11 protein-coding genes are annotated in these 15,895 nt (G+C 71.5%); 4 read left to right on the top strand and 7 right to left on the bottom strand.

The annotated features are described in order from the left end of the window. Positions 1-5: 5 nt before the first annotated feature. Positions 6-1,073 (bottom strand): DUF2855 family protein, encoded by a 1,068-nt coding sequence (locus tag QSK31_RS05035; RefSeq protein WP_285681476.1) that lies wholly within the window; start codon positions 1,071-1,073, stop codon positions 6-8. Between the two features lie 187 nt (positions 1,074-1,260). Between QSK31_RS05035 and QSK31_RS05040 the strand changes: the two genes are divergently transcribed. Beyond that, positions 1,261-2,223: a hypothetical protein gene (locus tag QSK31_RS05040; RefSeq protein WP_285681478.1), complete on the top strand. Its 963-nt coding sequence runs from the start codon at positions 1,261-1,263 to the stop codon at positions 2,221-2,223. On the opposite strand, the gene QSK31_RS05045 is transcribed toward QSK31_RS05040, so the two are convergent. From QSK31_RS05045 to QSK31_RS05070, 6 genes are all read right to left on the bottom strand, one after another. Next, a complete protein-coding gene (locus QSK31_RS05045) occupies positions 2,162-2,836 on the bottom strand; it encodes an ABC transporter ATP-binding protein (protein WP_502872911.1) in 675 nt (224 codons plus the stop codon). The genes QSK31_RS05040 and QSK31_RS05045 overlap by 62 nt on opposite strands. 62 nt (positions 2,837-2,898) lie before the next feature. Further along, entirely contained in the window at positions 2,899-5,643 is a 2,745-nt protein-coding gene (locus QSK31_RS05050; protein WP_285681481.1) for an FtsX-like permease family protein, read from the bottom strand. 5 nt (positions 5,644-5,648) lie between these two features. Next, the gene (locus QSK31_RS05055; protein WP_285681483.1) at positions 5,649-8,384 is read right to left on the bottom strand and encodes an alpha-amylase family glycosyl hydrolase; all 2,736 of its coding nucleotides are present in this window, start codon (positions 8,382-8,384) and stop codon (positions 5,649-5,651) included. Between the two features lie 122 nt (positions 8,385-8,506). Then, positions 8,507-9,460: an ROK family protein gene (locus tag QSK31_RS05060; protein WP_285681484.1), complete on the bottom strand. Its 954-nt coding sequence runs from the start codon at positions 9,458-9,460 to the stop codon at positions 8,507-8,509. Further along, complete coding sequence (locus tag QSK31_RS05065; protein ID WP_285681486.1) at positions 9,457-10,944, bottom strand: M81 family metallopeptidase; 1,488 nt, start codon at positions 10,942-10,944, stop codon at positions 9,457-9,459. Before QSK31_RS05065 ends, QSK31_RS05060 begins: the two co-directional genes overlap by 4 nt. 8 nt (positions 10,945-10,952) lie before the next feature. Further along, entirely contained in the window at positions 10,953-12,110 is a 1,158-nt protein-coding gene (locus tag QSK31_RS05070) for an ROK family transcriptional regulator (RefSeq protein WP_285681488.1), read from the bottom strand. Between the two features lie 191 nt (positions 12,111-12,301). Here QSK31_RS05070 and QSK31_RS05075 point away from each other — a divergent pair, with 191 nt between their 5' ends. Genes QSK31_RS05075 through QSK31_RS05085 form a run of 3 tightly spaced genes read left to right on the top strand, consistent with a single transcriptional unit; the run spans position 12,302 to position 15,887 of the window. Next, positions 12,302-14,065 (top strand): peptide ABC transporter substrate-binding protein, encoded by a 1,764-nt coding sequence (locus QSK31_RS05075; RefSeq protein ID WP_285681490.1) that lies wholly within the window; start codon positions 12,302-12,304, stop codon positions 14,063-14,065. Between the two features lie 2 nt (positions 14,066-14,067). Continuing rightward, positions 14,068-15,027 (top strand): ABC transporter permease, encoded by a 960-nt coding sequence (locus QSK31_RS05080; protein WP_285681491.1) that lies wholly within the window; start codon positions 14,068-14,070, stop codon positions 15,025-15,027. Then, the gene (locus QSK31_RS05085) at positions 15,024-15,887 is read left to right on the top strand and encodes an ABC transporter permease (RefSeq protein WP_352244369.1); all 864 of its coding nucleotides are present in this window, start codon (positions 15,024-15,026) and stop codon (positions 15,885-15,887) included. The genes QSK31_RS05080 and QSK31_RS05085 overlap by 4 nt, the downstream gene beginning before the upstream one ends. Positions 15,888-15,895 lie beyond the last annotated feature (8 nt).

Genomic DNA, 15,895 nt, shown 5'->3' on the forward strand with positions numbered 1-15,895 from the left:
CGGGATCACAGCTGGAGAACGTGTCCCACCCGTGGCGGCGTCCGGCCGTCGAGAACCTCGAGCCACACCCGCGGCAGGTCGGCGGGCGCATCGCTGACCCGGATCTCGATCCACTCACCGACCGCCGCAGCAAACCGCTGCCAGGCGACCGTGAACCGCCTGTCGAGCTCGTCGCGCCCCCAGTCCTGGCCGCGCTTGCGCATCTGCACCGGGGCGAAGAACACCTCGCCGGCCGCGTCGGCGTTCGGCGTCTGTCCGGTGAGCCCGACGGCGATGTCACGGACCAGCCGGCCACCCAGATGCCGGCGAAGCGCGTCCCGGATCGCGGGCCGTCCCGACAGGTCGAGATACACGGCGGGCGCCGCGTCGAGGCGGCTGACGTCCTCGTACGGCAGGACCTCGTCGTAGCAGCCGAGCGACCGGGTGAAGTCGACGTTGGCCGCCGAGGTGAGCGCGACCAGGCGCGGGCCGCGGCCCCGCAGCTCCACCGCGGCGGCGTAGGCCGTCTTGCTCGACGCCGACGAGAAGATCAGCGACTCCGCGCCGTAGAAACCGTTGTCGGCGACCTGATCCGCCAGCATGAACGAGGTGAAGAACAGCGGCCGGAACAGGATGAGCAGGTCTTCGGAGTCCTTGCGGTAGGCGGGGTCGCCGGTGGTCAGCCGGTACGCGTTGTACGGCGACGGCAGGCCGGCCCGGTGCGGGCTCCCGTCCCGGAAGCCGTGCTCGTCGGCCCGGCCGGGCCGGACCACCAGATGGCCCGCGGGCGGCAGATAGCCGTAGACCCGTTGTCCCGTAACGACATCGGGAACCGTCGAGGCGACGACGTCGGCGAAGCCCCACAGCGGTGGCAGGCCCCACCCGCCGGTCAACCCGCGCGGCTCGGGCGGGAAGAACTCCCAATATCTCATCGCGTCGCCGAGCACCGCGTAGGTCACGTTGTTGGCGGAGAGGCCGACCCGGTCGACGCGCAGCAGAACCTCGCCGCCGGCCGGCTCGGGCGCTTCGCCGTCGGCGAGTGTGGTGCGCCGGAGGTCGTCGCGCGCGACGGCGAAGGTCCAGGATCCAGGCATGGTCCGACGGTAGGTAAGTAGTGCGGTGCTCGGCAAGTGCACTGTGAGTGCAAAATCCCACATTCGTCACTCGAATGTGAATGGATATTGTCGGATCAGGGACTCGTGAAACATATTCCTTTGCCCCCCGTTCCGTATGCGTGCGAACCTCGGCCGGTTGATTGAACTATCAGTGACGGAGGGCGACATGGATCGGCTGACATCGGGCGGCATATTACGAACGGGCGAGCGGCTCCGGTCCGTCACGGGCTGGCTGGAACTCGTCATGCAGGCCGACGGCAACGTCGTGCTCTACCGCATCCAGAACGCGGTGCCGCTGTGGGCCAGCAACACATTCGGCCAGCCGATCTCCCGGCTCGTCATGCAGGGCGACGGCAACCTCGTGGCGCAGGACGCCCAGGGATCACCGCTGTGGGCGAGCGGCACCCATGGTCATCCCGGCGCGGAGCTCGTGCTCCAGAACGACGGCAATCTGGTGATCTACGACGTGGCCCGGAACCCGCTGTGGGCGACGAATACCTTGCGGAACTTCAATATTCCGACAATGCGTACCGAGGACGCACGGGGCTATTCCTACGTGGAGACCTCGGAGCGCTGGAAACTGCTGTGCCAAGGCCTTCCGTGCTTCACCGCGCTGCAATGGCCGGGTTATGCGACCGCCGTCATCGAGGACGTGATCGACGGCGAGCCGGTCGTCATTCAACTCTGGCGGGGATGGTGTCAGAAATTTCTCAACAATCCCGTCTTCCCGGGCGGCATCGGCGCCGAGGTGGGCATCTACCGCCGCGATCCGGGCCGCGTTCTGCCGGCGTCGCTGCCGTTCCTGCCGGCACCGCTCGGCGCGTTCTACACCAGCGCCGTCGCCGGCCTGGACGACACCCAGGTGTGGTGGCCCGCCCCCGACCTCGGCACGAAGCTCGAATTCTCGCTGATCAACCCCGTGACGATGGAGACCGTCTTCAGCGTCGGGCCGCAGCGGTCGTACTGGCTGACCAGGTGGATGAACGAGGACTCGTACCTCAAGTACACCGCCGATCAGGGGTTCCGCATCCCGATCCTGCCCGACGCGTACATCCTCGAGTACCGGGTCAACGGCCGCGCCCGGCGCTGGTCGAGCCGGGTCGCCCGGGCCGACCGGGTACCGGCCTGACGGAGGAGCCGGTCCGGGGCGAGAGGCGGCCGTCCTTCAGGCGCAGCACCCGGTCGCAGCGGTCGGCGACCTGCTGCTCGTGCGTGGCCACCACGATCGTCACGTCGGGCACGGCCAGGAGGACGTCGAGGATCTCCGCGCCGGTGGCCGAGTCCAGGTTTCCGGTCGGCTCGTCGGCCAGCAGCAGCGACGGGCCACCGATCAGCGCGCGGGCGATGCCGACCCGCTGCTGCTGGCCGCCGCTCAGCTGGGACGGCAGCGCGGACTCGCGACCGGCGAGCCCGACGGCGGCCAGCAGCTCGCGTGCCCGGGCCCGCTTGTCGAAGCCCACCCGGAACGGCTGTACCGGCGCGATCACGTTGTCCTCGGCGGTCAGCGCCGGCAGCAGGTGGTAGCGCTGGAAGACGAAGCCGATCGAGCGCCGGTAAGCGGACAGCCCGCGCCGCGTGAGCGAGGTGATCTCGATGTCGCCGACGACGATCGTGCCCGCGTCGGCGCGGTCGATGGCGCCGAGCAGATGCAGCAGGGTCGACTTGCCGCTGCCGCTGGCCCCGGTCAGCGCCACCACACTGCCGGCGTCGATGGTCAGCGACACGTCGTCGACCGCGGCGATCCGGCCGGGCCCGCTGCCGTACGCCTTGCTCACGCCACGTACCGAAACAAAGGTCACCGCGGTCACTCCTCGGCCAGCAGACGGGCGGGCGGCAGGCGACGCAGCGCGATGGCGGGCGCCACCACGGCCAGACCGGCGACCGCGACCGCACCGGCGGCGATGAGCGCGGTCAGGCCCAGCAGGTGATTGTTGACCCCGCCGGCGAACCAGGCGACCCCGGCCAGCCCGGCCGCCGCACCGGGCACGGCGCCGAGCACGCCGATCCCGAGTCCCTCGTACGCGATCATCCGCAGCAGCGCGCCGTCGGTCCAGCCGCTCGCCCACAGCGTGGCGAGTTCCGCGGCGCGTTCCCGCACGTTGATGTAGAGCACGTCGCCGACCGCGCACGCGCCGAGGACGACCGTGGCCACCGACGCGGCGAGGTCGACCGGCCGGACCCGTACCGCGACGGCGTCGCCGAGCAGCGTGCCGACCACGTCGTTGTGGAAGACCACGAGCACGGCGAGCAGCATCGTCAGCGCGGCCACTCCCACGGCGAGGGCGAGTGCTCCGACGAGGGTGCGTCCGGGTACGCGTACCAGCTGAACCAGCGCCTGACCCACCAGCGTGCGATGGTGCCGCGCCCGCCGCGCCACCCGGACGGCCGGATGGACGGCCGCGCCCGGCGTGGCCCGGGCAGCCGACGCGGCCGGCACCACAGCCGCCAGCACGGCGATGACCAGGCCGATCGGCACGGCCGCCGCCGCCTGCGTCGCGGACAGCTCCACGCCGGCCAGACGTGCCAGCGGTATCGACGAAGCGCCGGCGAGCACGCCGGCGGTCAGCCCGACGAGGGCCACCTCGCCCATGATCGCCGCGGCCAGGCGCCCGGCCGGCCAGCCGAGGCAGGCCAGGACGGCGAGTTCGCGGCGGCGGTCCCGGACGGCCGCCGCGACCGCGTTGCCGAGGAAGAGCACGCAGACCACCAGCACCAGGCCGGACAGCAGCACACCCTTGCGGTCGGCGGCCCGGACGATCGCGACCGCCACACCCTTGCGGGACCACGGCTCGGCCAGCGTCAGCGCGGGACGCCCGTAACCGCCCGCCGGGAGTTCCACGGTCTGCGGCGCGGGCGACGACCCGATCATGATGTCCACGTCGAGGCCGGTCGTGACGGCGACGTCGTGCGCGACCTGCCGGACCCGTTCCTGGCTGAGCGGGTCCATCCCGGTCACGCCGGCCACCCGCAGCCGGATCGCGCTGATCGGGGCGGCCTGCTGCGCCGGTGGCAGATGCAGCGCGCCGACCGCGGCCAGGTTGGTGAGGATCAGCGGCGGCGCGGACAGATAGCCGACCGGGCTGCCCGTCGGCAGCAGCGGCCGATCGTGGAGCAGTCCCCGGGTGCGGTCGTCGGCGCCGGGCACCCCCGCCGGGCGGTACGTCTCCATCGGCACCGCGGACAGCGGGGAGAACTCGCGCAGCCGTTCCGGATCGAACTCGCCGGTGATGTCCGCCCGCGGATAGCGGTCGAGGGTGAGCAGGGGAGCGCGGGGCGGGCTCAGCGGCCGGAACCCGGTGTCCAGCGCCACCGCCGGGGGCAGGTCGGTGCCCTGCCCGCCGCCGTCGAGATCGACCCGCCAGCCCTTCGCGTTGCCGGTCACCGGCCGGGGGCGGAGCCGGCCGTCGTAGCTCGGCGCGCCCGGCTGATAGAGCAGCCCCAGGTCGGCGCCGTCCCCGAGGGGCGCCGCCGCCGGCGAAACCGTGACACCGGTGTCGACCGGGTCGCCGCCGGCCCGGCCCAGCGCCGGCAGGGACTCGGTGATCTCCTTGCCGGGCAGCACCGTCGCGGCGGCCGGGCCGAGCCGGCGCACCGACACCCGCACCTGCTGATCGACAAAGCTACGGTCGGCGACCATCACCGGCACGCCGAGATGACCGAGGTCCTGGTCGGCGATGCGGGTGTTGGGCGGGCGGGGCACCGGCTGCTCGTCCGGCCGCAGATACCGTCCCGACACGAGCGCCCGGTCCAGTCCGACCAGCGCGGCCTCCGCGGACGGGTCGACGGCGGCGGCCGGCACCATCACCCGCGAGCGCAGGGTGACCACGAGCGGGCTGGACGCCTGCCGGAACGTCAGCTCGGAGCGCTCCGCCGGCGTCGTGCCGTCCTCGCCCGGGACCAGCCCGTCCGCGCACATCGGCACCTTGCGGCCGTCCGGGTGCACCTCGAGCACGGTTGAGTAGCACAGCGGGAGCGGGCGCTTCGGCAGCCGCGTACCGTCGCCGTAGACCGGCCCGGGCGGCTGCACACCCACGATGTCCTTCTCGGGGTAGATCCTGTTGCGCGTGACATAGACATAGTGCGGGGCGTCGGCGATGACGGTGAGACCTCGGTCGGTGGTCCAGGTGGGCGTCAGAGCAAAGATCTGGGTACGCCGTGACGGATCGATCGCCCCGGTCAGATCGACCTTCTGCTCGATCGGCACATAGGTGTAGCCGAGCATCGCGATCGGCGCGGTGACCGCCACGCCCGGCAGGCGGCGGACCAGGTCCAGTTGCGCGGTGGTGATCCCGCCGTACACGCCGGTCAGGTAGTTGGGCCGAACCAGCCCACGCTCGTCCTCGGCGCCTCCGCGGGCGCCCGCGGGCCGGACGAGCACGTCGTAGGCCGCGCGGTAGCCCGCCTCCACCGTGCCGACCGTGCGCACCTGCGAGGTGGTCGCCGAGCCGCTGAGCACGACGAAACCCGTGGTGGCCGCCAGGATGCCGGCCAGCATCGCCAGCGCACGCCGAGGCCGCCCGCGGAGTTGCGCGATCACGAACCTCAGCACGATGCCTATTGTGGCGGGCTGGTGCGGATCGCGGGATCCCCCTGGACGATCCAGACCCGCGGATGGTCGATCGGGGTGAACGACCGGTCACCGCCGGGCTCGCGGGTGGTCGGCACGGTGTCGCCACCGGGCGTGTGCATGATGAAGTTGACCGGCTTGGTGTCGTCGGTGAGCGGGATCTCGTACTCGGCCCACCCGTCGGCGATCCGCGCCGGTGGCCACGGCCGGTCCCACGCGACCTGCGCCAGCACCGCGGGATCGATCCCGTCGCCCCACAGGTGCAGGCCCCAGCCGTCATAGTCCCCGGCCGGCCGGTGGTAGCGCAGCGTCGCCACGGTCACCGGCGGTCCGGCGTACCGGACGGTCCGCACCGCGCTGGTCACCCGGGTGCCGTCCGGCTCGGCGAGGATCGCGCGATAACGCACCTGCGCACCGGCGGCCAGGTTCAACGGACCAAGATCATCCAAGATGGTGTACGCGGGTGACGACGCGTCCCGGCCGATCGTGGTCCACGGCCCACCGGCGACGCCGCGCTCGAAGCGGACCACGTGGGTGGCGCGTTCCGGGTCGGCGACCGCACGCACCTCGACCGTGCCGCGCACGTTTGCGCCCTCGGCGGGGGCCTCGACGGTCACGGCCGGCGGCGGCACCCGGGTGTCCCGGGGCCGGCTCGCCCGCGAGTGCCCGGCGTTGTCCAGCACGACCGCGCGGTACCGCACCTTCGTGCCGGTGGCCAGCCCGGAGACGTCGTGGAAGACCCGGTACGGCGCGGTGTCGTCGGTGCCGATCGGCGTCCAGCCGCCCCGGCCCGCCTCGGCGTAGAAGGTGACCTCCTGGAACGAGTCGCTGCCGACGTTCGCGGTCACCTCCATGCGTGCGCCGGCCGGTGCGGGGGCCGCCAGCGAGACGGCCGGGGCCTGCCGGGACGCCGGGATGCGGCCGGCGGACCGGTAGACCACCGTGGACAGTGGGGGAACGGTCACACTCAGAAGGCCGGCGTTCGTCTTCCGGGAACCGCTTGCGCCGTAGACGGCGGTGAAGTCGCCGCCGGTGAAATAGGTCGGGACGGCCGCGGTGCGGGGCTGCTCGCTGTTGTTGAGCGCCACCACGTACTCGCGCTGCTTCTGGCGGTCGACCCGGGAGAACGCGTAGACCCCGGCGTCCTGGTCGGCGTACCGGCTCTGGTGGGCGCCGTCGCGCAGCGCCGGATGCTGCCGGGTGAGCGCGGCCAGGTCGCCGATGGCCCGGTAGAGCGGGTGGCCGGCGACGAAGTTGTCCTGCGCGTGGGTGGCGGCGGTGCCGAGCAGGTCGTCGTCGAGGTAGTCGGGCACCCGGCTGGCGAACATCGTCTGCCGCGCATCCTGGTCGCCGCCCGGCCCGGTGAAACCCTGCTCGTCGCCGTAGTAGACGACCGGGTTGCCGCGGGACAGGTACATCAGCTCGTGCGCGAGCCGGTCGCGGGCCACCCACTCGGCGTCGCCGGCGTCCGGGTTGTCGGCCCGCACGAAGCCGCCGATCCGGCCCATGTCGTGGTTACCGAGGAAGGTCGGCAGCTCGTAGACGTTCGAGTCGGCGTCGGTGTACCAGTCGTCGTCGGTGAAGAACCGCCCCAGCGCCTCGGCCGGCTGCCCCCGGGAGGCGTAGTTGCGGGCCGCGTCCTGGAACGGGAAGTCCAGCACCGCCTGCATCCGGTCGCTGGTGGTGAAGTGCGAGGTGAACGGCCGCGAGGTGTCGAAGACCTCGCCGTACATGAAGAACTCGCTCTTGCCGTGCTCCTTCGCGAAGCGCAGGATCTCGGGACCGAACCGCTGCCAGAACTCGTCGTTGACGTGCTTCATCGTGTCGATCCGGAAGCCGTCCACCCCGAAATCGGCGATCCACGTCCGGTAGATGTCGGTCATGCCGCGCACCACCCGCGGGTGCTCGGTGAACAGGTCGTCCAGGCCGAAGAAGTCGCCGTAGAGCGAGTTCTCGCCGGTGAACGTGGTGTCGCCGCGGTTGTGATAGAGGGTGACGTCGTTCAGCCAGGCCGGGACCTTGAGGTCACGCTCGGCCGGGTCGAGCACCGGCGTGTACGGGAACGACACCGCCGGATCCAGCTTCGGGAAGGTGCCGGTCCCCGCGTGATCGCGGTCGTCGAACGGCCGGCCCGCGGCGGTCCGGTACGGCACGGCGTCCTTCGACACGTACGGCCGGCGCGCGCCCTGCTCGTACCCGATGACGTCCGCGGTGTGGTTGGTGATGATGTCGAAGTAGACCTTCATGCCCCGCCGGTGCGCGGCGTCGATCAAGGCCCGCAGGTCGGCGTTGGTGCCCAGGTGCGGGTCGATCTGGGTGAAGTCGGTGATCCAGTACCCGTGGTAGCCGGCCGACGGCCCGTCCTCCAGCTGCACCGCCTTGTTCTTGAAGCTCGGCGTCAGCCAGATCGACGTGGTGCCCAGACCCTGCACGTAGTCGAGCCGCTGCAGCAGCCCGGCCAGGTCACCGCCGTTGTAGAAGCCCTTGCGCGCCGGGTCGAAACCGGACACCAGCGGGTCGTCGCCGAGCCCGCCGCGGTCGTTGGCGGTGCTGCCGTTGGCGAAACGGTCGGCCATGACGAAGTAGAAGTTCTCGTCGGTGACCGGCGCCCGCAGCGAATGCCGCCCCCGCAACTCGTCACCGCCCGCGTGCGCGGGAGTCGCGATCACGCCACCGGCCAGCACGGTGGACAGCAACACGGCCAGAGCACGGCGGACGCGCATGGTTCCTCCCACTGTTACGCAGCGGAAACATTCAACCACGCGATCGCGCGATGTCTATCCGCTCGGCGAGGCCGGCGGGCCCACCAGTGCGACGCCGCTGCCAGGTAGCTGTCGTCGCTGCCTTACGGCAGGCCCCAGCCGTCGGGCACCGGGAGGCCGGCCTCGCGGCGAGCCATGATCGCCGCGCCCATCAGGGCCGCCCGCGCGCCGAACGTCGACGGCAGCACCGGCGGTGGCGGGCGCCAGGCGAGCGCGTCACGCAGGGTGTCCCGGACCGGGGCGAAGAACAGAGCGCCCGCGTCGGCGAGCCCACCGCCGAGCACGATCTCGGCCGGGTCGAGGGTGAGGGTGAGGGTCGCCAGGGCCGTGCCCAGGGCGAGGGTCGCGTCGTCCCAGACCGTGCGGGCCAGCGGATCCGAGCCGACCGCGGCGGCGATCGCGCGGCTGTCCATCTCGGGCGCGCCGCTGGGCTCTTTGCCGGCCGCGCCGCTGGGCTCTTTGCCGGCCGCGCCGCTGAGCCGTGCGTAGCGGCGGGCCAGGCCGCCGGCGGAGGCGTACACCTCGAGGCAGCCGCGCTGGCCGCAGCTGCACGGCTCGCCGCCGGGGTGGACCGGCATGTGGCCGACCTCGCCGGCGGCCCGGGTGGCGCCGGCCAGCGGCACGCCGTCCACCACGACGGCCGCGGCGATGCCGGTGCCCAGCGCCAGCAGCAGGAAGCCGGTCAGCCCCCGCGCCCGGGCCTCGGCGACACCCGCCGCCCGCACGTCATGCCCGACCGCCACCGGGATGCCGAGGTCCTCGCTGATCAGGGCGCGCAGCGGGACGTCCCGGAGCCGGAGATTCGCGGCCCACCGCACCACGCCCTCGTCCTCGTCGACCAGCCCGGGGGTGACCACGCCGATCGCCGCGGGCTCGGCGGCCTCGTCCCGAAGCCGGCGGCACAGGGATCTGACGGCGGCGACCGGATCGTCGTCGGCTCGGGTCGGCGCGGTCACCGAGTGCCGGACCCGGCCCGCCGCGTCGACCACGGCGCCCTTGATCGTGGTTCCGCCGACGTCGACCGCGAGAACGGTCACCCGGTCACCACGGTGAGGTCCGCGTCGAAATCGCGGTCCAGGGGAAAGAACGGTCTTTCTACTTTGGTGTACGGCAACCGGGCCAGGTGCTGGTCGACGCCGCCCGGCGTGAGCGCGAGCATCCAGTTCCCGGCGGCCTCGAACAGCTCGGGCTCCAGGTAGCCGATCTTCACCGTCACGATGCCGGCCGACGCCACGTCCACGCCGAGCCGCCGGTAGGAGTCCAGCAACCGGTACTGCATCCGGCGGGACGTCACGAAGACGCTCAGACCTTCGATGCGTACGCTGACGCAGCGCCCGCCGGCCGGGTCGTCGGCGACGGCTTCCAGGGTGCCGTCGAGGTCCAGCGGTCCCGGGTCGCGGCCGTCGATCCGCCCACCGGCGGTGACCCGCACCCGCGAGCCGATCGGATGATCCGCCACCTCGGCGACGGCCTGCGGATCGACCAGCGAGGCGAAGACCGACCGCCGGGCGAGCACGTCGGGGCGGGCCAGCATCCGCGACAGGGCGTAGGTGACGTCGTCGGCCCCGCCCGCACCCGGGTTGTCACCGGAGTCGCTGATGAAGAACGGACCCGGCGCGGACGAGGCGACCGCGGCGTCCAGGCACTCGTCCATCGTGCCCGTGGGTGCCACGAAGGCGAACTTCTCGCGCGCCGCCCAGAAGTGGTCGCCGAGTTCCCGGGCAGCGGTGGCGACCGCGGTCGCATCGTGCCCGGTGACGACCACAGCGCCCCGGCAGCGGGGCTGGTCGGCCCAGGCGAATCCGATCCAGACGGCCGCGTCGATGATGCCGGGGCGGGCCTCGATCTCCGGGATCCGGGCGTAGAGGCCGCGGGCGGGCTCGTCGCGGGTGCTGGTCTGTTCGCCGGGCAGCAGGATCGGCACGTGCACGAGGGCCTTGTGCGGCCGCACCGAGGCGGCGCCCGTGGAGGTCGAGGCGGCGCCCGTGGAGGTCGAGGTGGCGGCCCGGCGCAGGGCGTCGGTCAGGTTGCGGGCGGCTCGCTCGCGGGTCTCCCAGACGTCGACGTGCGGCGCGGTGCGGTAGCAGGTGAGCAGGTCGCAGGCGTCGAAGAGCACCCGGGACACGTTGCCGTGCAGGTCCATCGCCGTGGAGATGAGCGGCGCCGGGCCGATCGCCGCGCGGATGGCGGTGACCAGGTCGCCTTCCGCGTCGTCGCGCCCGACCACGCTCATCGCGCCGTGGAAGTCGAGCAGCATGCCGTCGACCGGGCCGGCGGCGGCGAGCTTCTCCACCATCTCGCTCTCCCACGCCCGGTACGCCTCCGGGTCGACCGCCCCGCCGGGGAGAGCTCGGGCGTGCACCAGCGGAACCCACTCCACGCCCTCCGCCCAGGGCTGGTCGAGCCAGTCGTAGCGGGCCAGCAGCTCCTTGTCGCGCGTGACGTCGAAGTCGAAGGTGGTGCTGATGTGCGGGGAGAACGTGCTGGACTCGATGTGGATGCCGCCGATGGCGACGCGCATGCGGGCTCCTAGGAGGGGGATCTGACGTCGGCGGTGGTGCGTAGCAGGTGTCCGAGGCCGGTGAGCGCGGCGTCCGGTCCGGCGGCGCTGGCCTCGATGGCCAGGGCCTGGGTCATCGAGGGCAGGCAGCGTTCGTAGAGCATGCTGCGCGTCGCCGCCACGTAGACGTCCAGGCTGGACAGTGCGCCGCCGACGACGACCGAGCTGGGGTTGAGGAAGTTCACCAGGCCGGACAGGGCCACGCCGAGGAGGCGGCCGGCCTGACGCACGGCGGTGACCACGGCGGGATCGCCGTCGTGGACCGCGACCATGATGTCCTGCAGGCTCATGCCGGGTGTGCCCGGTGCGGCGAGCTGCCGGGACAGGGCGGCCCCGCTGGCCACCGTCTCCAGGCAGCCGCGGCTGCCGCAGGAGCACTGCCGCTCGCCGCTGTCGGCGACCCGCACGTGGGTCACGTCGCCGGACAGGCCGCGCCCGCCGCGGAAGATCTGGCCGTCGCTGACCAGACAGGCGCCGATGCCCGTGCCGGCCTTGACGTAGATCATGTCGCCGGTGTCCTGGCCGCGCGTCACGTACTCGCCGATGGCCGCGGCCTTGGCGTCGTTGTCGACCAGCAGCGGCCCGGCGAAGTCGTCGAAGGCGTGCGCCAGGTGCACCGCCGGCTCGGCGCCGCTCCAGCCGGGCATGCGGGCCGGGCCGATGACCCGCCCGCTGGGGAACTCCACCGGGCCGGGCAGCGCCACGCCGACGCCGAGCAGGGCCTGGCCGGGCGCCGTCGTCGCCTGGAGCCGGGCGAACGTCTCGTGGACCGTGCCGAAGACCGCGGCCGGGCCGGCCCCGATGTCGATCGGGACCTCGGCGGTGTCGCGCACGGCGCCGCCGGCCGTCAGGAGCCCCACCCGGGCGTGTTTCCCGCCGAGCTCGGCGACGGCCAGGACTCCGTCGGTCTCCCGCAGCCGCAGGATGCGCGGGCGCCGGCCCCCGGTGGACCGGCCGCTGCCCTCCTCGAGCAGCACGCCCTCCTCGATCAGCCGGCGCACCACGGCGGTGACGGTGGAGGGCGCCACCCGGAGCGCCTCGGCCAGGTCGGCGCGCGAGGTGGCCGCGCCGCTGGAGAGCAGACCGAGGGTCTGATCGCGCAGCGTGGCGGGGATCGATGGGTGCACAGGCCTCTCCTTGTCCGAACAGACCCACAGTCTGCCCGGCGCCCAGATCGCCGGGAGCAAGAGTTCGGTCAGGGCGTCAGTGACTTTGAACGTAGCACGGCGAAAGTAACCGAACTAAGCCCTTATTTTTCGTTGACCTGAAACTTTGGCGGGTTTAGGTTCACGGCGTCGGACGTCAAGGAGCGGTGATGATGACAAGCAGACTTCTGCGCACGGTGGCGGTGGCAGCCGGCGCGATCCTCGTCGGGACGGGCCTGGTGGCGTGTTCCGGCGGTTCCTCGGAGGAGGGCGGCAAGGGCGCGAGCAAGGACTCGGCGACCGTCGCGTTCCGTACCCCGAACTGGATCCTGCCGATCTCGGCGCCCGGCTTCACCCAGGGCGAGAACGCGATCTTCACCTCGGCGCTGTACCGGCCGCTGTACTCGTACCAGCTGGACGGCACCGCGCAGTACAACATCGACGCGAACCGGTCGCTGGCCGAACCTCCGGTGGTCAGCAACGGCGGCAAGACGCTGACCATCACGCTCAAGGACGACAAGTGGTCCGACGGGACGGCGCTGACGACCAAGGACATCCAGTTCTGGTACGCCCTGGTCACCGCCAACAAGGACAAGTGGGCGTCGTACCGCAAGGGCGGCTTCCCGGACAACATCGCCGACTGGTCGGTCAAGGACGACAAGACGTTCTCGATGACCACGACGCAGGCGTACAACCCCGCGTGGTTCGTGGACAACCAGCTCAACCGGATCACCCCGTTGCCCGCCCACGCCTGGGACTCCGAGGGGGCGGCGAGCACGCCCGCGGGGGCGAAGAAGGTCTTCGAGACGCTCACCGCGGCCGCGAAGGACCCCAAGACGTACGACGCCAACCCGCTGTGGAAGGTCGGCAGCGGCCCGTGGAAGCTCGAGAAGTACGTGCCCGGCGGCGAGGTCACGCTGGCCGCGCAGGCGAGTTATTCGGGTAGGGACAAGCCGAAGCTGGCGAAGGTCGTGCTGCGCCCGTTCACCGGTGACGACGCCGAGTTCAACGTGCTGCGCGCCGGTCAGATCGACTACGGGTACGTGCCCGCGGCCAACACGTCGCAGAAGTCCTATCTGGAGTCCAAGGACTACAAGGTCTCGCCCTGGTACGGCTGGTCCATCACCTACCTCCAGCTGAACTACAGCAACCCGAAGACCGGCGTGCTGTTCAAGCAGCCCTACCTGCGCCAGGCGATGCAGATGCTGATCGACCAGCCGACGATCAGCAAGGTGATCTGGGCCGGCATGGCGGCGCCCACCTGCGGCCCGGTCCCGCCGAAGCCGGGCACCACGGACGCCTCGGGCTGTGTCTACAAGTTCGACCCGGCCGCCGCGAAACAGCTGCTGGAGAGCCACGGCTGGAAGGTGACGCCGGACGGGCAGACCACCTGCCTGACCCCCGGCGCGGCGGACACCCAGTGCGGCGAGGGCGTGGCCGCCGGTCAGCCGCTGACGTTCACGGTGACCAGCCAGACCGGCTTCGCCGCCACCACGAAGATGTTCGCCGAGATCAAGTCGCAGATGGCCAAGCTGGGCATCACGCTGACCATCAAGGAGGTGCCCGACTCGGTGGCCGTCACGCCGGCCTGCAAGCCGGCCGAGGCGACCTGCGGCTGGGACATGTCCTTCTTCGGCTCGCAGGGCAGCTGGTACTACCCGGCGTTCGCGAGCGGCGAGCGGCTGTTCGCCACCGACGCCCCGGTGAACCTGGGCAGCTACAGCAATCCGGAGGCGGACAAGCTGATCGACGCGACCCAGTTCTCCGGAGATGACAGCGCCCTGACGGCGTACAACGACTTCCTGGCCAAGGATCTGCCGGTGCTGTGGATGCCGAACCCGGTCTACCAGATCTCGGCGTACCGCTCGGGTCTGCAAGGTGTGGAGCCGCAGGACCCGATGAACTCCATGCGCTTCCAGGACTGGTCCTGGAAGTAGCGATGGTCCGATACCTCGTCACGCGGGTGGGGCAGGCGATTGTCGTCATCGTGCTGGTCACGGTGATCGCCTTCCTCATCCTGCACCTGCTGCCCGGCGGCGCCGCGCGGGCCACGCTGGGCAAGGAGGCGACGCTGGACCAGCTCGCGGCCTTCAACCACGAGATGGGCTACGACAAGCCCTGGTTCCAGCAGTACTTCCTGTACCTGCGGCGGCTGGTGACCGGCGACTTCGGCTACTCGTACCAGCTGAACCAGTCGGTGGCCGAGGCGATCACGCAGCGGCTGCCCAAGACGATCGTGCTGTCCCTGCTGTCGACGGTGCTGGCCGTGCTGGTGGCGATCCCGCTGGGCGTGATCCAGGCGGTGCGGCGCAACCGGTCGGCCGACTACGTCATCACGTCGTTGTCACTTCTGGCGTACGCGACACCGATCTTCTTCATGGGTCTTCTGATGATCATCCTTTTCTCGCAGGTCTGGCCGGTGCTGCCACCGGAGGCGCCGCAGGGCTTCACGGTGGGTGAGGTGCTCGCCGAGCCGGCCGGGCTGGTGCTGCCCGTGGTCACGCTGGCGATCGTCACCATCGCGGTCTACTCGCGGTACGTGCGCTCGTCGATGGTCGACAACCTGAACGAGAACTACGTGCGCACCGCCCGCAGCAAGGGCCTCCCGGAGTGGCGGGTGGTGCTGGTGCACACCTTGCGCAACGGGCTGTTCCCGGTGATCGGCCTGCTCGGCATGTACCTGCCGGCCCTGTTCAGCGGCGCCCTGGTGGTCGAGTCGCTGTTCAACTTCCCGGGCATGGGCCAGCTGTTCTGGCAGGCGGCGCTCAAACGGGACTTCCCGATCCTGCTCGGCGTGACCGTCGTCGTGACGATCGCGACGGTGGCCGGATCGCTGGTCGCCGACCTGCTCTACGCGGCGGCCGACCCCCGGGTGCGACTTCGGAGGAACGTGTCATGACCGCGCCCGTCCGCTCCCGGTGGCGGCTCGGCCTCGGCGTCTTCGCGGAGAACCGCCTCGCCCTGGTCGGCGCCGGCATCTTCCTCGCCCTGGCCGCCTTCTCGTTCCTGGGCCCGTTCGTCTGGCACACCGACCAGGTGCACACCGACCTCGCGTCGGTGCACCTGGACCCGGGCACGCCCGGCCATCCGCTCGGCACCGACGGCGTCGGCTACGACCAGCTCGGCCGGCTGATGCTCGGTGGGCAGACGTCGATCATCGTCGGGCTCGCCGCCGGCCTGCTCGCCACGCTGGTGGGCACGATCTGGGGCGCCGTCGCCGGGTTCGTCGGCGGCTGGGTGGACTCGGCGATGATGCGGGTGGTCGACGCGATGATGTCGATCCCGGCGCTGTTCCTGTTCATGCTGCTCGCCGCGATCGTCACCCCGAGCGTCACGATGCTGATCGTGATCATCGGCGCGTTCGCCTGGCTGGGCCCGGCCCGGCTGGTCCGCGGCGAGGCGCTGAGCCTGCGCACCCGCGAGTACGTGCAGGCCATGCGCGGGATGGGCGGCACCAGTGGCCGGGCGGTGCGCCGGCACATCGTGCCCAACGCGATCGGCACGGTGATCGTCAACGCCACCTTCCAGGTCGCCGACGCGATCCTCTACGTGGCGTACCTGTCCTTCCTCGGCCTCGGTGTGCCCCCGCCCGCGGCGAACTGGGGCGGGATGCTCTCCGACGGCCTCGCCGACACCTACAGCGGCCACTGGTGGCTGCTCTATCCGCCCGGCATCGCCATCATCCTGATCGTGCTCGCCTTCAACTTCATCGGCGACGGCTTGCGGGACGCCTTCGAGGTCCGTCTCCGCCGGCGTTGAGAGGACTT

Source organism: Actinoplanes sp. NBRC 103695, from assembly GCF_030269485.1.
Lineage (GTDB): Bacteria > Actinomycetota > Actinomycetes > Mycobacteriales > Micromonosporaceae > Actinoplanes.